This is a genomic window from Hominiventricola sp., from assembly GCF_057604405.1.
In genome coordinates this window covers 41,332-61,593 of the sequence record NZ_DBLYVB010000013.1, presented here as the reverse complement: position 1 = coordinate 61,593, position 20,262 = coordinate 41,332, and the positions used below count along the sequence as shown (strand labels likewise).

The 20,262-nt window shown below is 46.4% G+C and carries 13 protein-coding genes and 1 other annotated feature; of the genes, 10 read left to right on the top strand and 3 right to left on the bottom strand.

All coding sequences use genetic code 11. The features are described from left to right. Nucleotides 1-64: 64 nt before the first annotated feature. Complete coding sequence (locus ACZMB2_RS09365) at nucleotides 65-2,326, bottom strand: glycogen/starch/alpha-glucan phosphorylase (RefSeq protein ID WP_487596539.1); 2,262 nt, start codon at nucleotides 2,324-2,326, stop codon at nucleotides 65-67. 123 nt (nucleotides 2,327-2,449) lie between these two features. On the opposite strand from ACZMB2_RS09365, the gene ACZMB2_RS09360 reads away from it, so the two are divergent. The 8 genes from ACZMB2_RS09360 (at nucleotide 2,450) to ACZMB2_RS09325 (ending at nucleotide 13,256) form a co-directional block, all read left to right on the top strand. Next, entirely contained in the window at nucleotides 2,450-3,307 is an 858-nt protein-coding gene (locus tag ACZMB2_RS09360) for a helix-turn-helix transcriptional regulator (protein ID WP_487596538.1), read from the top strand. A gap of 177 nt (nucleotides 3,308-3,484) precedes the next feature. Continuing rightward, entirely contained in the window at nucleotides 3,485-4,018 is a 534-nt protein-coding gene (locus tag ACZMB2_RS09355) for a DUF8052 family protein (protein ID WP_118770595.1), read from the top strand. After that, nucleotides 4,015-5,742, top strand: coding sequence for a carbon starvation CstA family protein (locus ACZMB2_RS09350; protein ID WP_487596537.1), 1,728 nt, complete (start codon nucleotides 4,015-4,017; stop codon nucleotides 5,740-5,742). Before ACZMB2_RS09355 ends, ACZMB2_RS09350 begins: the two co-directional genes overlap by 4 nt. A gap of 196 nt (nucleotides 5,743-5,938) precedes the next feature. Then, nucleotides 5,939-6,205 (top strand) — a binding site (T-box leader). Nucleotides 6,206-6,278: 73 nt separating this feature from the next. Continuing rightward, nucleotides 6,279-7,982, top strand: coding sequence for a carbon starvation CstA family protein (locus ACZMB2_RS09345; RefSeq protein WP_487596536.1), 1,704 nt, complete (start codon nucleotides 6,279-6,281; stop codon nucleotides 7,980-7,982). 401 nt (nucleotides 7,983-8,383) lie between these two features. Next, nucleotides 8,384-8,875, top strand: coding sequence for an HD domain-containing protein (locus ACZMB2_RS09340; RefSeq protein WP_487596535.1), 492 nt, complete (start codon nucleotides 8,384-8,386; stop codon nucleotides 8,873-8,875). A gap of 72 nt (nucleotides 8,876-8,947) precedes the next feature. Continuing rightward, entirely contained in the window at nucleotides 8,948-11,680 is a 2,733-nt protein-coding gene (locus tag ACZMB2_RS09335; RefSeq protein WP_487596534.1) for an NYN domain-containing protein, read from the top strand. Between the two features lie 2 nt (nucleotides 11,681-11,682). Further along, complete coding sequence (locus ACZMB2_RS09330) at nucleotides 11,683-12,333, top strand: YkgJ family cysteine cluster protein (protein ID WP_487596533.1); 651 nt, start codon at nucleotides 11,683-11,685, stop codon at nucleotides 12,331-12,333. A gap of 53 nt (nucleotides 12,334-12,386) precedes the next feature. After that, nucleotides 12,387-13,256 (top strand): MerR family transcriptional regulator, encoded by an 870-nt coding sequence (locus ACZMB2_RS09325; RefSeq protein WP_487596532.1) that lies wholly within the window; start codon nucleotides 12,387-12,389, stop codon nucleotides 13,254-13,256. A gap of 51 nt (nucleotides 13,257-13,307) precedes the next feature. On the opposite strand, the gene ACZMB2_RS09320 is transcribed toward ACZMB2_RS09325, so the two are convergent. Together ACZMB2_RS09320 and pyrG are read right to left on the bottom strand one after the other, a co-directional pair. Then, a complete protein-coding gene (locus tag ACZMB2_RS09320; RefSeq protein WP_487596531.1) occupies nucleotides 13,308-14,513 on the bottom strand; it encodes an LL-diaminopimelate aminotransferase in 1,206 nt (401 codons plus the stop codon). Nucleotides 14,514-14,546: 33 nt separating this feature from the next. Further along, nucleotides 14,547-16,154, bottom strand: a complete 1,608-nt coding sequence (gene pyrG / locus ACZMB2_RS09315; protein ID WP_487596530.1) for a CTP synthase — start codon at nucleotides 16,152-16,154, stop codon at nucleotides 14,547-14,549. Nucleotides 16,155-16,384: 230 nt separating this feature from the next. Here pyrG and ftsH point away from each other — a divergent pair, with 230 nt between their 5' ends. Both ftsH and uvrC read left to right on the top strand, forming a co-directional pair. Further along, nucleotides 16,385-18,295, top strand: coding sequence for an ATP-dependent zinc metalloprotease FtsH (gene ftsH / locus ACZMB2_RS09310; RefSeq protein WP_487596529.1), 1,911 nt, complete (start codon nucleotides 16,385-16,387; stop codon nucleotides 18,293-18,295). Between the two features lie 94 nt (nucleotides 18,296-18,389). Further along, nucleotides 18,390-20,204, top strand: a complete 1,815-nt coding sequence (gene uvrC / locus ACZMB2_RS09305; RefSeq protein ID WP_487596558.1) for an excinuclease ABC subunit UvrC — start codon at nucleotides 18,390-18,392, stop codon at nucleotides 20,202-20,204. The last annotated feature ends 58 nt before the right edge of the window (nucleotides 20,205-20,262 follow it).

Below are 20,262 nucleotides of genomic sequence, written 5' to 3'. Positions count from 1 at the left end.
CTCACGCAATTTGATGAATGCGGGGCATCTGTCGAGACAGTGGCACTGCTGGAGAAGTAAAATTTTACTTCTCCAGATGCCAGATATCACGATTGTATTCAGCAATGGTACGATCACTTGAGAACATACCGGCTTTTGCAATGTTGATCAGACATTTACGGCGCCATCCCATAGGATCGCAGGCGTAATCTTTCAGAGCCTGTTCTTTTCGAACCACATATGCGTTGAAATCAGGAAGGGTCTGGAACCAGTCTTTGTGGATCAGTTCATGATGCAGGCGGCTCAGATTTTCTTCATGACCTGCAGCCAGCATTTCCGGACCGGTAAGGAAGTCAATGGAACGACGGATATTTGGGTCACCTTCATACCACTGGATTGCCTGATAATCTCCGGCTGCATAGCGGTGGATAACCTGATCAGAAGTCTGCCCGAAGATATAAATATTATCTTCACCAGCCTGCTCACTGATTTCCACATTTGCACCATCCATAGTGCCAAGGGTCAGTGCACCGTTTAACATGAATTTCATGTTGCCGGTACCGGAAGCTTCTTTGGATGCCAGACTGATCTGCTCAGACAGGTCGCAGGCAGGAATCAGTTTCTCGGCGGCTGTAACATTATAATTTTCAATGAAGACAATCTGCAGCCATTTGGAAACTTCAGGATCCGCAGCAACTACTTTGGACAGCGTCAACAGAGCGTGAATAATGTCTTTTGCAATGATATAGGCAGGCGCTGCTTTTGCACCGAAAATGCTTACCAGCGGGACAGCAGGCAGATGACCGGCTTTGATTTCATAATAAGTATGAATCAAATAGAGCAGATTCAGCTGCTGACGTTTGTATTCATGCAGACGTTTGGACTGAATATCAAATACAGCATTGGTATTTAAAACAACATTCTGGGTATGAAGAAGCCAGTCTGCAAGAGCTTCTTTATTTGCTTTCTTTACATCCGTTAATTCATTGAGAACCTCAGTATCATCTGCGAAATTCATCAATTTTTCCAGCTCGGAAGCATCTTTCCGAAAACCGGATCCGATATGTTTTTCCAGTACAGCAGTAAGTCTGGGATCACACTCTAACAGCCAGCGGCGGAATGTAATGCCGTTGGTTTTGTTGTTAAATTTTTCAGGATAAAGCTCATAAAAACCATGCAGCTCAGAATTTTTCAAAATTTCTGTATGGAGAGCTGCCACACCATTGGTAGAATGGGTAAAATGGATATCCATGTGTGCCATATGGACAAGATCGTCAGTGTCAATGACAGCAAGCGTCTCATCTTCTGTGCGGGTGCGTGCAAGTTTATCCAGTTTTTTGATAATCGGCATCAACTGCGGGACAATGGAATCCAGATAAGCACGCGGCCATTTTTCCAGTGCTTCTGCCAGAATTGTGTGGTTGGTGTAGGCACAGGTTTTTGTCACGATGTCGACTGCTTCTTCAAATGCAATTCCTTTTTCTTCAAGAAGGCGGATGAGCTCCGGGATCACCATGCTCGGATGGGTATCATTAATCTGGATTGCAGCATAATCTGCCAGATCATGATAATTACAGCCCCGTGCTGCACTTTCAGCGAGAATCAGCTGGGCTCCGGCAGAAACCATCAGATACTGCTGGAAGACGCGAAGACGCCGGCCGGCCTCATCAGAATCATCCGGATAGAGGAAAAGGGTCAGATTCTTGGCAATTTCTGTTTTATCAAAGGAAATACCCTCTTTAACAATTGTCTCATCGATGGTATCCAGATCGAAAAGGTTCAGCGTGTTGGTACGACCCTCGTAGCCGGTAACTGCCAGTTTGTACAGGCGGGCAGTATAAGTTTTTCCAGCCAGCTCAACCGGGTAAGTAATATCGGTTTTTTCAGCCCAGCTGTGGGCGGTCAGCCACGGATCTGGTTTTTCGTTCTGAAGTCCGTTTTCGAAAGACTGATGGAACAGACCAAAATGATACCGCAGACCCACACCGTCTCCCGGCAGATTTAAGGTCGCCAGAGAATCCAGAAAGCAGGCTGCCAGACGTCCGAGACCGCCGTTTCCAAGGGATGGTTCCGGCTCGACTTCTTCAATGTCGTACAGATTTTTGCCGGCAGCAGCCAGAGCATCGCGGGCTTCCTCGTACAGACCAAGGTTGATCAGGTTGTTGGATAACAGTTTTCCAATCAGAAATTCTGCACTGATATAGTACAGCTTCCTTCCGGTAACAGGCTGGATGCGGTCAGCACTTTTCTGACGCACGATTTCGAGAAGTGCCAGATACAGTTCCTGATTACTGCAATCGGACAAAGATTTTTTGGTAATGTTTTGTAATGTTTCAGTGAAATTCATAAAAACCTCCTTAATATGAAAACACGATTAATACCTATGTCTTAGATATATCACACAAAACGAGCAAAATCTTATACAAAGAGCGCAAAATATGATACAATTCTATCATTAAGGAGGAAAAATATGAAGAATCCACTTTCATTGCAGGAAAAGAAAAAACATGGGGAGATACGTTTCCCGTTTAATATTTATCCATGCACGATTCCGGGGGATTTTCCGCAGGTGGCACTGCACTGGCACGACAGTATGGAACTTGTTTTTGTGAAAAGAGGACATGGATTTATCCAGATGGGGGTTACGGTCTGCCGGGCACAGGAAGGAGATATTTTTATTTTTTCGCCTGGAACGCTGCATGCATTCCGCCAGGAAAAGGGAAGTTCTATGGAGTATGAGAACATTATTTTCGATCTTGAACTTCTGGGAGGAGCCGGAGATCTCTGTGCGGAAAAATATCTGCTTCCTCTGCAGAGCGGTCGATTGGAGCTTTCCGGAATTTTGAATAAGAAGGATGGATGTTATCAGGAGGCAGCGGCCTGTCTGCGTGAGGCAGAGGATGCCAATCGGACAAAGCTGCCGGGATATGAACTCCTGATCAAAGGAGCATTATTTCGGTTTCTGGCAATTCTTATGGCACAGGGAAAACAGCTTCCCTCGTCGGAAACAGCAGATACGATGCGTCTGAAACAGGTCCTGCAGTGGATTTCCGTGCACTATGGAACGAAGCTGCACGTTGCAGATGCTGCCAACATCTGCCAGTGCAGTTCCAGTCATTTTATGCGGTGGTTTAAAAAGATGACTGGCCAGAGATTTACGGCTTTTCTCAATGAATATCGTCTGAACGCAGCAGCGGAAGCGCTGCGTACGACGGAAGATACCATATTGTCCATTTCGGAACAGTGCGGCTTTGATAATCTGTCATATTTCAATCGTGCATTTAAAACCCGATATCTGATGACACCCCGTGAATACCGACGGAAATGATAATGTAGAAAATAAGGACTATAAATTTTGGGCAAAAATCTTGTGCAGACACATAAAAAACTTGCACATTTATGTACGAAGGATTATAATGTATGAAGTTTTTATAAACTTTATAAAGAAATTATACATTTCAGGCAGATATGTTTGATTAGATAGAAACAGATTGGAAGAAACGGAATGCAGTATACAAGAGAGTCAGCAATCGAGCGGTTACTGAAAAACTATGGGCCATATTATAATATTCATATGATCGAAGATGATCAGACCCCGATCACAGCCCGCTGTGATTTTTTTGAGCATTCCGGTCAATATGTAATCTCCAAAAAAGCAGAATTATGGTCTGCGGAAAATGAGGAATTTCTCTATCTGCTGAACATTCCCCATCTGACACTGCCGCTTTTTGAGCAGTGGAGAGATTACATCCATGAGGATGGCATGAAACGGATTCATGTGGGTCCGGGACATATGGCCTCCTATATTACGGCAGTCTTTGTGTGCGATACCTGTGATGAAGATGCGCTGAAGGCACTGAAAAAATGCCGTATTTACAAAAGTTTTCATTTTTCACTGCATGGCTGGATGAATTTTCATGCAGCGCTGGTGCGTGTGGCAGACTGCCGTATTGATGCTAACCGCAGCGGTCATCATGTAGCGAAAATTTTGAAAAAAGTACTATATTCGCAAACACGGAAGGGAGTAAGTAAACAATGAATTCATTAGTACTTCTCATCATCTGCGTCGCTATCCTGGTAGCTGGATACGTCTGTTACGGCGGCTGGCTGTGTAAACAGTGGGGCGTAGGTGAAAACAAAACGGAAACACCGGCTCATACCATGGAAGATGGTGTTGACTACGTACCGGCAAAAGCTCCGGTTCTGATGGGACATCATTTCTCATCCATCGCAGGTGCAGGTCCGATTACCGGACCGATTGGAGCAGCCATGTTCGGATGGCTTCCTGTAACTCTTTGGATCCTTGTTGGAGGTATCTTCTTCGGCGGCGTGCATGACTTTGGTGCACTGTTCGCATCTGTCCGCAATAAAGGACAGTCCATCGGAGAGATCATTTCCGCTAATATGAGCAAACGTGCAAAACAGCTGTTTATCATCTTCTCTTATCTGACCCTGATCCTGGTAGTAGCAGCCTTTGCTTCTATCGTAGCATCTACTTTCGGTGCTGTTTATGATGAGAGCGGAGCAGTTGATATGGTTAAATCTACAACTCCGGCTACGGTAGCAATGATTTCCATTCTGTTCATTCTCATTGCTATTGTATTTGGTTTCTGCGTATATCGTCGTAATATGCCGATGGGCATCGCATCTGTAGTAGGTGTGCTTGCAATCGTTGTCATTATGGCAGTTGGTATGAATTTTCATCCGCTGTATCTGTCTACCAAGACCTGGATGTGGATTGTAGGTCTTTATATTGCAATCGCCTCTGTAACACCGGTATGGATTCTGCTTCAGCCGCGTGATTACCTGAGTTCTTTCCTGCTGTACGCTATGCTTGCAGTAGCAGCTTTTGGTGTTATCGTTGCTCATCCGACCTTTGACAGCACGTTCCCGGCAGTAACAGGCTTTGCAGTAGACAACGGAAACGGTATCCAGTTCATGTTCCCGGTACTGTTTACAACTGTAGCATGTGGTGCAATTTCCGGATTCCATTCACTGGTATCATCAGGAACCACTTCCAAACAGCTGGACAAAGAGACGGATGCAAAACCGATCGCTTACGGCGGAATGCTTCTGGAGTGCGTACTTGCAGTACTGACTCTGTGTGCAATCGGATATGCTTACAAATGGAATGCAGCTAACCCGGACAATGCGCTGGTTGGTGCAACTGCTATCTTCGGTGGTGGTATCGCTCATATGATCGATGACATCATTCCGGGAAGCTACAGCATTCTGAACTCTTTACTGGTACTGACTTATTCTGCATTCTGTCTGACCTCTCTGGATACTGCAACCCGTCTTGCACGTTTCATGTTCCAGGAGTTCTGGCTGGAGCCGGGCGAAACTGCTGCAGATGTAAAAGAAGGCTGGAAGAAAGTGATGGTTAATCCGTACTTTGCTACCATCCTGACGGTTGTTCTTGGTATCCTGCTTGGTATGAACGGATACGGTAAGATCTGGGGTCTGTTCGGAGCTGCAAACCAGCTGCTTGCAGGTATCGGTCTTTTGGCTGTTGCTACCTGGCTTGGCAACCTTGGAAAGAACAATAAGATGTTCCTGTTTCCGATGGGATTCATGATCATCGTTACCATCGCTTCCCTGTGTCTGACGGTAAAGAATCAGGTTGGTATGATCATGGCTGGCGGAGCAGACTGGGGTCCCTGGGCACAGTCCATTCTTGGAGTTCTGCTGATCGCCCTTGCTATTGTCCTTGTTATTGAGGGTGTTCAGACTCTGAAAAACCCGAAAAAAGCAAACGCTTAATCAACAGGGATTTAGCAAACATATTGAAATACGGCATGAAATGAGGCGTCCTTCTGGGCGCCTTTTTCGATGAATAAAAGGAAATATATTAATGAAAAAAATTCATGTTTTATTTCATAAACAAAAAATATTTTCTCATTTTCAAAAAATGTTGACATTTGAAAAAAGCGGACTATAATCATAATCGTTTCATAGATCAAATGCAGTGAACAGGATACGGATTGTTTCCGTAATGCTTATCAGAGAGTTTTCGGCTGGTGTGAGAAAACAGGCATGGAAAGAATTCATCCCCTGCCAGCAGTCTGAGTGAAAGGAAATGCAAGTAATTCAGAACGGGCAGTCCACCGTTATGAGGACGCATATTCATTGACAGAAAAGACTGTCGAGGATGTGGCAGAGAGGCCGGAAGTTTCCGGCAAGAGAAGTGGTAACGCGGAGGAATTTACAGACCTTCGTCTTCTTCAGAATCCATCTGGAGGAGACGAAGGTTTTTTTGATCTGAAACATAAAAACAATAAGATGAGGAGAGAAAAGAAATGAATACGTTAGTGATCGTAGCAATCGCAGCTGTCTGCCTGCTGGCAGGCTATACCTTATACGGACGCTGGCTGGCGAACAAATGGGGCATCGACCCGAAGGCAAAGACGCCGGCTTACACAAAAGAAGATGGAAAAGATTATGTACCGACAGATGGATGGGTGGTATTTGCCCATCAGTTTTCTTCCATCGCAGGTGCAGGCCCTGTGACGGGAGCTATTCAGGCGGCAGCATTTGGCTGGCTGCCGGTACTGCTCTGGATTCTCCTGGGAGGCATTTTCTTCGGAGCTGTTACCGATTTCGGAGCACTGTATGCCAGTGTAAAGAATGAAGGAAAATCCATGGGACTTTTGATCGAGAAATACATTGGCAAGACCGGAAGAAAATTATTCCTTCTGTTCTGTTGGCTGTTTACCCTGATTGTGATTGCCGCATTTGCCGATATGGTAGCCGGTACTTTTAATGCCTATACTGTTACAGACGGAGTTGCTTCCCTTGCCGAAAATGCACAGGTCAACGGAGCAGCCGGAACCATTTCCATTCTGTTCATGGTATTTGCAGTTATCTTCGGACTGATCCAGAAACAATGCAAAGTAAGCGGCTGGAAAGAAGTAGTACTTGGTCTGGTATGCACCGTAGCTGCTCTTGGAATCGGTATGAACCTTCCGATGGTGGCAGATAAAGCAACCTGGTCCTACATCACATTTGCTTATATTTTCCTGGCATCGGTTCTTCCGATGTGGCTGATGAAACAGCCTCGTGATTATATGACTACCTTCATGTTTGCAGGCATGATCATCGGAGCAACTCTTGGACTTGTGGTTGCACATCCGAACATGAATCTGCCGGTATACACCGGATTCCATAATGACAATCTTGGAAATCTGTTCCCGATTTTGTTTGTTACCGTTGCATGCGGAGCTGTTTCCGGATTCCACAGCCTGGTATCTTCCGGTACTTCTTCCAAGACTGTAGCAAATGAGAAAGATATGCTGAAAGTCGGATATGGAGCCATGGTTCTGGAAAGTCTTCTGGCAGTGCTGGCACTCTGCGTGGCAGGTGCAGCCGCCGCAGCAGACGGAACTGCCGCAGCAGGAACTCCGTTCCAGGTCTTTTCCGGCGGAGTTGCAGGGCTTCTGGAAATGTTCGGTGTTCCGGTCTATGTGGCATCTTGCTTCATGACCATGTGTGTATCCGCTCTGGCGCTGACCAGTCTGGATGCGGTTGCAAGAATCGGGCGTATGTCCTTCCAGGAACTGTTCAGTGTGGATGATATGGAACATGCAGAGGGCTGGAGAAAACTGTTCTGTAATACCTACTTCTCCACCATTGTGACACTGGCATTCGGCTATATCCTGACACAGGTTGGATACTCCAACATCTGGCCGCTGTTCGGAAGTGCCAATCAGCTGTTGAGCGCACTGGTACTCATTACCCTGTGCGTATTCCTGAAAGTCACCGGCCGTGAGAATAAGACCCTGTTCCCGCCTCTGATCATTATGCTTTGCGTCACCTTCACCGCACTGGTTCAGAGAACCATCGGCCTGGTCAAAGCATTCAACGCAGGAACCGCAGTCTTCATGGTAGAGGGCCTGCAGCTGATCATTGCTATACTGCTGATGGTGCTTGGCGTGGTTATCGTGGTAAACTCCGGAAAAGAGTTATTTAATAAGAAGAAAGAGGCCGTGAAACAGGCGGCATAAAGGAATACTTAAAAAGTATCGCAACACGATTACTATATGTATTTCACATTTATGCACAGCTGTGGTACATTATACTCAACAAAAGGAAATCAGATCTGAAAATCCAATCGTAACTGAACATGCTGTGGAAGAAAACACAGTGCACAAGAAAGGCAAGGTGTCTGTTATGAGAAAAATTTTAAGTATGCTGAATGAATTCTTTAAGGAGTATTACAACAGCTTTTCCGCTGTATGCGCTTAATGTGAATTTAACCTATATTTGTAGAGTGTTTGCGAATAAATAACAGAAGGTCCGGGAGGCGTAAAGCTTTCCGGACTTTTTGTATTTCTGAAAAAAAGCACTATTCCAGGGAATAATCACCTGTGATAAAATTGAAAAAAAGAACAGGAGTGCCGCTAAGATGAGAATAGAAAAATTGTTAACTGCTATGATGGAATATGATCATGGAGATGTGCCGCGAATCCAACACTTTGTGAAAGTATATGAATTTGCCAGAATGATCGGACTCATGGAAGGGCTGGATGCGAGGACCCAGTTTACGCTGGAGAGTGCGGCAGTGGTTCATGATATTGGAATCCATATTTCTGAGCAGAAATATGGAAGCAGCAGCGGAAAATATCAGGAGCTGGAAGGCCCGGCGGAGGCGAAAAAACTGCTGGATGGATTAGAATGGCCGGCAGATGTGACAGAGCGGGTCTGCTATCTGGTGGGACATCACCATACCTATCATGATATGGACGGCATGGATTATCAGATTCTGGTGGAAGCGGATTTTCTGGTCAACCTTTTTGAAGATAAAGTGTCCCCGGAGGGATGCAGAAATGCATACCACAAAATATTCCGGACGGAAAGCGGAAAACGGCTGTATCGGACCATGTATCCGACAGTATAACACCCTCTCCTCGACGAAATGCCCTCTTTCGTGTTATAATAATTAAATTATGACACGAGGGGGCATTTTGCATTGAAACATCTTTGTATAGCAGTTCTGGCACATGTGGATGCGGGAAAGACAACGTTATCGGAAGCGATGCTGTATGAAAGCGGCACCATCCGGAAGCTGGGAAGAGTAGATAATAAAGACGCATTTCTGGACACCCACGAGCTGGAGCGGGCGAGAGGAATTACCATATTTTCAAAACAGGCAGAATTCACCCTTGGAGACTGGAAAGTAACATTGCTGGACACACCGGGCCATGCGGATTTTTCCGCAGAGATGGAGCGGACACTGCAGGTGCTGGACTATGCCGTACTGGTCATCAGCGGAGCAGATGGAGTACAGGGACATACGAGAACACTCTGGCGGCTGCTCAAACGCTATGGTGTTCCGGTGTTCCTGTTTGTGAATAAGATGGACCAGAATGGGACCGATAAAGAACTGCTCATGGTGCAACTGAAGAAGGAACTGGATGATCGATGCGTGGATTTTGACTGCGATCAGACATCTGGAGAATTTCTGGAAAATGTGGCGGTCTGCGAGGAACAGGCACTGGAACATTATCTTGAGCAGGGAACAGTTTCTGAGCAGATGATCCGGGAACTGATTCGTGACCGTCATGTATTTCCGTGCTATTTCGGATCAGCGCTGAAGCTCGACCGGGTGGATGAATTTCTGAGAGGTCTGGAGAAGTATTCTTATGTAGAAGAGCCTGAGCAGGAATTCGGCGCGCGGGTTTTTAAGATCAGCCGGGATGAGCAGGGAGGAAGACTGACCTGGCTTCGGGTGACCGGAGGAATGCTCAAAGTAAAAGATACCTTGAGTGGAACGGCGGAGGAAGAAGAGTGGCAGGAAAAAGTAAATCAGATCCGTGTCTATTCCGGAACTAAATATGAGACGGTGAATGAGGCAGAAGCGGGAATGGTCTGCGCGGTAACAGGACTTACGAAGACGCGGGCCGGAGAAGGGCTTGGAACCGAGCATCACACCAACCTCCCGGTGCTGGAGCCGGTACTGAATTATAAACTGACGCTGCCAAGAGACTGTGATCCGGTGCAGCTTCTTGGAAAACTGCGTCTTCTGGAAGATGAGGAACCGGAACTTCATATTCGATGGAATGAGAAACTGCGGGAGATTGAAGTGCAGCTCATGGGCGAGGTGCAGATTGAGATTCTGAAAAAACTGATTCTGGACCGTTTTGGAGTATCCGTGGATTTTGATGAAGGAAATATTGTATATAAGGAAACCATTGCCAATACGGTAGAAGGGGTGGGACACTTCGAACCGCTGCGCCACTATGCGGAAGTGCATCTACTCATGGAACCGGGGGAGCAGGGAAGCGGACTTCAGTTTGCGGCGGACTGCAGTGAAGATCTGCTGGACCGCAACTGGCAGCGACTGGTATTAACGCATCTGGAAGAACGGCAGCATAAAGGCGTGCTTACAGGCTCGGATATTACAGATATGCGGATTACTCTGGTGGCAGGCCGTGCCCACCAGAAGCATACGGAGGGCGGCGACTTCCGGCAGGCAACCTACCGGGCTGTCCGGCAGGGACTGATGCAGGCAGAAAGTGTATTGTTGGAACCCTGGTATGATTTTCGTCTGGAAGTGCCCTCTGAGACACTGGGACATGCCATGATGGATCTGGAACGTATGGGTGCGGAGATGGGACTTCCGGAGCAGGAAGGTGATATGTTTGTGCTCACTGGAGGTGTGGCAGTAGCCTGTATTAAGAATTATCAGAAAGAGATTAATTCTTATACAAAAGGAAGAGGCAGATTGACCTGCATTTTCCGTGGCTATGGACGCTGCCATAACCCGGAGGAAGTACTGGAAGAGACCTGGTATGATCCGGAAGCAGACCTTCGGAATCCGTCGTCTTCGGTATTCTGCTATCATGGAGCAGGAACCATTGTACCCTGGTATGAAGTGCCGCAGCATATGCATCTGGAAAGTGTGCTGCAGAAAAATGGCAGCCTGAGAGCATCTGCGATCCGGGAAAATCCGTTGGGAAATTTGAATGAGCCGGAAGAGAGACGCCGCCCGGCTGTGCCTTTGGGAAGCGTGGAGGACGAAGAAGAACTGCAGGCTATTATGCAACGGACTTTTGGAGAAGAAAAGCTCCGCCGTTATAACGATCATCCTGCTTCCAGAACTTATGGAACGGAAAAGCCGGAGAAAGCAAAACCCTACAAACCAAAAGAAAAATTGCCGGAATATTTTCTGGTGGATGGTTACAATGTCATCTTTGCCTGGGAAGAATTAAGTGATCTGGCAAAAGTGAGCATTGCGGGAGCCAGAGAAAAGCTGCAGGATATCATGTGCAATTATCAGGGCTTCCGAAAGTGCAATCTCATTCTTGTCTTTGATGCCTACCGGGTAGAAGGGCATGAGGAGGAGATCGTTCCTTATCACAATATCCACGTTGTCTACACCAAAGAAGCAGAGACGGCAGACAGTTATATAGAAAGAACAGCTCACCAGATTGGACGGAAATATCAGGTGACGGTGGCAACCTCCGACGGTCTGGAACAGATCATTATCCGTGGACAGGGCTGTGCCATGATGTCAGCGCGGGAACTGAAAGAAGAGATCAACCGGATCAATCAGGAAATCCGCCGGGACTACGTAGAACAATTCCCGGGCAGCAAAAACTATCTCTTTGATTACCTGCCGGAAGATCTGCAGAAACATCTGCAGGATGTACGGATGGGAAATGCAGAGTTTGGAAGTCATCAGAAGAAGCAAGAGGAATAACTATGGAACGAAATATTGACATGAAGGAAGTGTCAGACGGAAAATTATATACCTCCAACGACATGGTAAAGGCAGACTGCGGCGGCTGTGAGGGCTGTTCTGCCTGCTGCCGTGGAATGGGAGAATCCATTGTGCTGGACCCTCTGGATATCCACCGTTTATGTTGTGGATTAGGGACCGATTTTAACGGACTCATGGTGGATAAGATCGAATTAAACATTGTGGACTGCCTGATTCTGCCAAATCTTAAGATGGCAGGGGAGAAGGAAGCCTGTTCCTTTTTAAATAAGGATGGGCGCTGCTCGATTCACGGATTCCGCCCGGGTATCTGCAGATTATTTCCGCTGGGGAGAATCTACGAAGATGGTTCTTTTAAATACTTTCTTCAGGTTCATGAATGTCCCAAGCCGGACAAATCAAAAGTAAAGGTGAAGAAATGGCTGGATACGCCGGATCTGAAGCAGTACGAAGCATTTGTCAGGGACTGGCACTATTACCTGAAAGATCTGGAAACCCAGGTGAAGAAAGCACCGGATCAGATGAAGCAGATCAGTATGGGCGTGCTGCAGAAATTTTACCTGACACCCTATACTCCGGATGGAAATTTCTATGAGGAATTCAATAAACGGCTGCAGACAGCAAAAAATACTTGACCTTATAGTTACTATATCCCTTAGTATCAAAGAAAAAATAAATGGAGGCTATTATGGCAACGATTAAGGAAGCGGAGATGCAGACAGGGATTACAAAGCAGAATATACGGTATTATGAAAAGATAGGTTTACTGCAGCCGTCGAGGAAACAGGAAAATAAGTACCGGAATTACAGTGAGGAAGATATCAGAAGACTGAAGCTGATCTTTCTCTTTCGGAAGCTTGATATGCCGCTGGAGGAAATCCGGCAGCTCCTTGCGGGAACCATAGAATTGCAGGATGCACTTCAGATGCAGAAAGAGATGCTTGTGGAAAGACAGCAGAAGCTGCAGGCGGCAATTTCTTTCTGCGGACAGATCGAAGAGAAGGAGCTTACACAGCTGGATGTGGACGGGTATCTGAGTAAAATAAAAACCGAGGAGAAAAACGGACATTATTTTGCAGATATTCTTCAGGATTATAAAAAAGTATTGCAAAGTGAAAGTCTTCGTGAGTTCAGTTTTTCTCCGGAGGATTTTTGTACAACACCCCGGCAGATGACGGAACAGCTCTTCCTGTATGCGGAACAGCATCATTTGAATCTGGTAATTACAAAAGAAGGCATGTATCCGGAATTTACCATTGACGGAAGAGCGTACCGGGCATACCGTGTATGCGGCAGAATGGGAATGGTAATCCACGGAGAACTGCTTCATCCGGAGTTATATAAGCCGGAAAATATCCCGGAGAAACGATATCAGATACTGAGGATGATTTCCAAACTGATGATTCCGGTACTGATATTCCTGCTTGTTTTTCTGCCGCGTATATTGCCATTGTTGAAAGATGATCTGCTAAATGCAGCAGTATCTCTTCTTGGTCTGGCAGGATTTGCAGCATATTTGGTTTATCTGGCAATTTTGTATAAAAATTACGATTCATAAAAAATGCCACAGTCTCATCATTTGGATGATTCTGTGGCATTTTTTGTATATTTAACCAAACAGTTTTTCAAACCGCTTCATAGCTTCTACGGTTTTCTCGTAGTTACCAAAGGAAGTCAGACGGAAGAAGTTCTTACCATTCTCACCGAAGCCTGCGCCCGGGGTTCCTACTACCTGGATGTTCTGAAGCAGGTAGTCGAAGCATTCCCAGGACTCCATACCCTTCGGACACTCGAACCAGATGTAGGGAGAGTTAATGCCGCCAAAGAAGCGGATGCCAAGTTTTGTCATGGTATCAGCAATGACTTTGGCATTTCTCTTATAATAGTTAATATTTTCCTGGCATTCCTTGATGCCTTCCTCGGAGAAGACAACTTCGGCACCTTTCTGCACTATATAGGAGGTGCCGTTGAATTTAGTGCACTGACGGCGGTTCCACATAGCGTTCAGGGACATTTCCTCACCATTGGAAGCTTTGAAGGTCAGTTCCTTCGGAACAACGGTGTAACCACAACGGGTTCCGGTAAATCCTGCGGTTTTGGACAGAGAACAGAATTCAATGGCACATTTCTTTGCTCCCTCGATAGCGAAGATGCTTCTCGGAAGCTCCGGGTCAGAGATAAATGCCTCATAGGCGGAATCAAACAAGATAACAGCGTCGTTAGCCAGCGCATAATCCACCCATTCTTTCAACTGCGCTTTATTGTAGCAGGCACCGGTCGGATTGTTTGGAGAACACAGATAAATGACGTCCGCATGCTGATCTTTATTTGGCATGGGGAGAAAGCCGTTTTCTGCATTTCCAGCCATGTAGGTGACACTGTTTCCAGCCATGATATTGGTATCCACATAAACCGGATAAACCGGATCAGGAACGAGGACGATGTTGTCATGACCAAACAGATCGGTGATGTTTCCGGTATCACTCTTTGCGCCATCAGATACGAAGATGTCGCCCGGATCTACTTCAACTCCATTTTTCTTATAGTAAGCAGCAATGGCATTTCTGGTCTCTTCATAACCCTGTTCCGGACCGTAGCCTTTAAAGGTTTCGGCACTTGCCATAGCCTCGACTCCTTCATGGAGCGCATCAATTACCACTTTTCCCAGGGGAAGTGTTACATCACCGATTCCAAGACGGATAATCTGTGCTCCTTTTTCCGGGTTGGCTTCTTTGTAAGCGGCGGTACGATGGGCGATTTCGGAGAAGAGATAACTTGCTTTCAGATTCAGATAATTTTCATTTAATTTTGGCATGGCGTATGAATCCTTTCCTAAAATAAATATGACTTATTTGTTGTTTGCTTCCAGTGCAGCTGCCACAAATCCTTTGAACAGCGGATGCGGACGGTTCGGTCTGGATTTCAGCTCCGGATGAGCCTGGGTAGCAATGAAAAACGGATGGTTTGGCAGCTCGATGATTTCTACAATTCTTCCATCCGGTGACAGCCCGGAAAGTGTCATTCCATGATCAACAAGGGTGGAACGGAAATCGTTGTTTACTTCATAGCGATGACGATGACGTTCGTGGATCAGCTCCTCACCATACAGCTCATAAGCTTTGGAGGTTTTGTCCAGTACGCATGGGCAGGAGCCAAGACGTAAGGTTCCGCCGATATCTTCCACACCGTTCTGATCAGGCATCAGTGCAATGACCGGATAAGGGGTATTGGGATCCAGCTCAATACTGTGGGCGCCCTCCAGACCAATGACGTGGCGGGCGAACTCTACGATAGAAAGCTGCATGCCAAGACACAGTCCCAGGAATGGAATATTGTGTTCACGGGCATACTGGATTGCAGTAATTTTTCCTTCGATTCCACGATAGCCAAAACCACCAGGAACCAGGATACCGCTCACATCAGAGAGCAGTTCATTCACATTCTCCGGAGTTACGGTCTCGGAGTCGATCCATTTAATATTGACAACGGCATGATTGTCGATACCGCCGTGTTTCAACGCCTCCACTACGGAAATATAAGCGTCGTGAAGCTGGATGTATTTTCCAACCAGTGCAACCGTAACTTCCGTCGTCGGGTGGCGAAGCTTATTCACCATCTCGGTCCAGTCGGTCAGATCCGGCTCCGGACACGGCAGATTCAGGCACTCGCAGGCTACCTGGGCAAGATGCTCCTGCTCCATGGCAAGGGGTGCTTCATAAAGGTATTCTACATCAAGATTCTGCAGTACATGATCTTTCGGCACATTACAGAACAGAGCAATCTTATCCTTGATTCCCTTTTCCAGTGGAAGCTCTGTACGGCATACAATGATGTCCGGCTGAATTCCCATTCCCTGCAGCTCTTTGACAGAAGCCTGGGTTGGTTTGGTTTTCATTTCACCGGATGCTTTCAAATAAGGAATCAGAGTTACATGGAGAAGGATGGCATTCTCATGTCCTACTTCATGCTGGAACTGACGAATTGCCTCCAGAAATGGCTGGCTCTCAATGTCACCGACAGTTCCGCCAATTTCAATGATGGCAATGTGCGTATCATCGGAAGTAAAATTCCGATAGAAACGGCTCTTGATTTCATTGGTGATATGCGGAATAACCTGTACAGTCCCTCCGCCATAGTCACCGCGGCGTTCCTTCTGAAGAACAGACCAGTAAACCTTACCAGTTGTTACATTGGAGTTTTTATCCAGGCTCTCGTCGATGAAGCGCTCATAATGTCCCAGATCAAGGTCGGTCTCGGTACCGTCATCGGTAACAAAAACCTCTCCGTGCTGTACCGGGTTCATAGTACCGGGGTCGATATTGATGTAAGGATCGAATTTCTGCATGGTTACTTTGTATCCACGCGCTTTCAGAAGACGTCCCAGGGATGCGGCGGTAATTCCTTTGCCAAGTCCTGATACAACGCCTCCAGTGACAAATACATACTTTACTGGCATATGACTGATTCCTCCTGAATGTATCTATTTAAAAAATTTACCAAATTTAAAAAAACATTATTTATTATATCTCCGCTAGCCTTAAAAATCCATAAAAACAGACTAAAAATTTTATGGTTTTTAGCTTTATACTAATTTAATAAATAGACACTAAATTTTCGTCGAAGGTGTATTGATTTATAAAAGAAGGTTCACTATAATAAGAAGTGCTACGCGCAAGGAGGAAAGAGATGAACGACAACAACACTCCAAACGGAAATGGAGACAAGAAAAATAATGGAAAATTTCCTAAAAACACCCAGAACATGATGATGTTTCTGGTGTTTCTTATGATAGGATTCCTTCTTTGGGGACTGGTGCGTGATCAGTACAAGGAAGCAACCACACAGGAAATTACATATGATACGTTTGTAGATATGCTGGAATCGGATGAGATTGCCAGTGTGGAAGATACAGGAACGACCTGGAAGATTACGCCGAAGGAGCAGTCTCAGACCGGACTGACTCAGAGCTATTATACCGGTAAGATGAGTGATGACGACCTGCTTCCGCTCATGAAAGAGAAAGGTGTGGAGATCAAACCTTATATTCAGGATACCTGGTCTATGATAATATGGAATATTATTTCCATTCTGGCGCCAATCCTTCTGTTGTGGCTGGCATTCGGCCTGCTTATGCGCCGTATGGGCGGTGGAGGCGGCATGATGGGTGTCGGCAAGAGCAAAGCCAAGGTTTATATTGAAAAAGAGACAGGTGTTACATTTAAGGATGTGGCAGGTGAGGAAGAGGCGAAGGAATCCCTTGTAGAGGTGGTGGATTTCCTTCATAATCCTGCAAAGTACACTGAGATTGGTGCGAAACTGCCGAAAGGAGCTTTGCTTGTAGGTCCTCCGGGAACTGGCAAGACACTTCTTGCAAAAGCCGTGGCAGGAGAGGCCCATGTGCCCTTCTTCTCTCTGGCAGGTTCTGATTTTGTAGAGATGTTCGTAGGTGTGGGTGCATCCCGTGTTCGTGATCTTTTTGAAGAAGCAAAGAAAAATGCTCCCTGTATCGTGTTTATCGATGAGATTGATGCCATTGGAAAAAGCCGTGATTCCCGTCTCGGAGGAAATGATGAACGTGAGCAGACATTGAATCAGCTTTTGGCAGAGATGGATGGATTCGAGAGTAATCAGGCATGCATTATTCTGGCGGCAACCAACCGTCCGGAAGTGCTTGATCAGGCCCTGCTTCGACCGGGCCGTTTTGACCGCAGGATCATCGTGGAGCGTCCGGATCTGAAAGGCCGTGAGGATATTCTGAAAGTACATGCGAAAAATGTAAAGATGGATGAGACAGTGGATCTGGCAGCAGTGGCGTTGGCTACCAGCGGAGCTGTAGGTGCCGACCTGGCAAATATGATCAATGAGGCAGCAATTCTTGCGGTAAAACACGGACGCAAGGCTATCTGCCAGAAAGATCTTTTTGACGCCATGGAAGTTGTACTCATGGGTAAAGAGAAGAAGAACAAGATCCTAAGTGAGGAAGAACGAAAAGTCGTTTCTTACCATGAGGTTGGTCATGCGCTGACCAGTGCATTGCAGAAAGATGCAGAGCCGGTACAGAAGATTACGATTATCCCCCGTACCAATGGTGCCCTTGGTTATGTACTGCAGACGCCGGAAGAGGAAAAATTCCTTCTTTCCAAGAAAGAGATTCTGGCCCGTCTGGTAGTGTGTATGGGAGGCCGTGCAGCGGAGGAAGTGGTATTTGACTCCGTTACTACCGGTGCATCCAACGATATTCAGCAGGCGACGAATCTGGCAAGAGCGATGGTAACTCAGTATGGAATGTCTGAAAAGTTTGGTCTTATGGGGCTGGAATCCAGAGAGAGTATGTATCTTGATAATGGAAGTGTCCTGAATTGCAGTGATGAGACTGCATCCCATGTGGATGAAGAAGTTATGCGGATTCTGAAAGAAGCGTATGAAGAGGCAAAACGGTTACTCACCGAGAACCGGGAATGCCTGGATAAAATTGCAGAGTTCCTGATTGAGAAGGAGACTATCACAGGTAAGGAATTTATGGAGATTTACCACAAAGTCCGCGACGGCAGTGACAAGGAAGACTATCATCAGGAAGAACTGATTTTTGCGGAATAAGAAAATAAGAATCTGAGGAAAAGCCGTCAGAACGCAGTGAATATCCTGTGCTTTGGCGGTTTTCATTATCCGGAAAAAGGAGAAGCAAATGGCAATATTTAATATCGAAGAAGAACTGAAAAAGCTTCCGTCCAAACCGGGCGTCTATCTCATGCACGACGACAAGGATGCCATTATCTATGTGGGAAAGGCCATTTCACTGAAAAACCGGGTACGGCAGTATTTCCAGTCCAGCCGGAATAAGGGTGTGAAAATTGAACAGATGGTGACTCATATTGCCAGGTTTGAGTATATTATCACGGATTCGGAACTGGAAGCGTTGGTGCTGGAGTGTAATCTTATTAAGGAACATCGTCCTAAATACAATACCATGCTGATGGATGACAAGACTTATCCGTTTATTAAGGTGACAGTACAGGAAGATTTTCCGAGGGTATTGTTTGCCCGGCAGATGTACAAAGATAAGGCGAAATACTATGGACCCTATACATCCGCAGGGGCGGTGAAGGACACCATAGATCTTATTCATAAACTGTATGGCATCCGGACCTGCAACAAGCAGCTGCCGAAGATGCAGGGAAAGGAGCGGCCGTGCCTGAATTACCATATCCATCAATGTCCGGCACCCTGCCAGGGATATATTTCAAAGGAAGAATACGCAAAGTCTGTCAAAAAAGTACTGACTTTTCTGAATGGTGATTATACACCGATCCTGAAGGAACTGGAAGAAAAGATGCTGGCAGCGTCAGAGGAGATGGAGTTTGAAAAAGCCATCGAGTACCGGGAACTTTTGAACAGTGTGACCAAGATTGCCCAGAAGCAGAAGATTACCAGCAGCGACATGGAGGATAAGGATGTCATTGCCATGTCTGTGGATCAGCATGATGCGGTGGTGCAGGTGTTTTTTATCCGGGACGGACGCCTCATTGGAAGGGATCATTTTTGTCTGCGGATAGCCAACGGGGACAGCCGGCCGGATGTGCTGTCTGCTTTTATCAAGCAGTTCTACGCGGGGACCCCGTACATTCCCAGAGAAATCATGCTGCAGTATGAGATTGAGGATGCGGCCCTCATTGAAGAGTGGCTGAGCGGCAGAAAAGGCCAAAAGGTGCATATTCAGGTACCGAAGAAAGGTCAGAAGGAAAAGCTGGTGGAGTTGGCGAAAAAGAATGCGGATATGGTGCTCATGCAGGATCGCGAGCGCATCCGCAGGGAAGAAGGCCGTACCATCGGTGCTATGAAAGAGATTGCAAATCTTCTGGATCTTCCGAAGCTGGAACGGGTAGAGGCCTATGATATTTCCAACATCAGCGGTTTCCAGACGGTTGGCTCCATGGTAGTTTTTGAAAAAGGCCGGCCTAAACGGTCCGATTACCGGAAATTCAGGATTCGCGGCGTGCAGGGGGCGGATGACTATGCCAGTATGGAGGAAGTGCTGACCAGACGGCTATCTCACTATGAAAATTATCCGGATCTTATCATGATGGATGGTGGCCGCGGTCAGGTAAATATTGCGCTGAAAGTCATGCAGCAGCTGAATATCGAGGTGCCAGTCTGCGGTATGGTAAAGGATGACAAGCACCGGACAAGAGGAATCTATTTTCATAATGTAGAACTGCCTATTGACAGGGACAGTGAAGGATTCCGTCTGGTGACAAGAATTCAGGATGAGGCCCACCGGTTTGCTATTGAGTATCACCGGTCACTTCGGAGCAGGGAACAGGTGCATTCGGTACTGGATGATATTCCGGGCATAGGACCGGCACGGAGAAAGGCACTGATGAAATCCTTCCGGACGCTGGAAGATATCAAGTCTGCCACGGAGGAGGAACTGTCGGAAGTGGAAGGTATGAACAGCCGGGCTGCGCGACAGGTTTTTGAATTCTTTCATATTGCGAAGAATGAATAAAGACGCTATACTGATAACAATGAGAAGGCTGCAGAAAGCAAATAAAAGAGAACAGGAG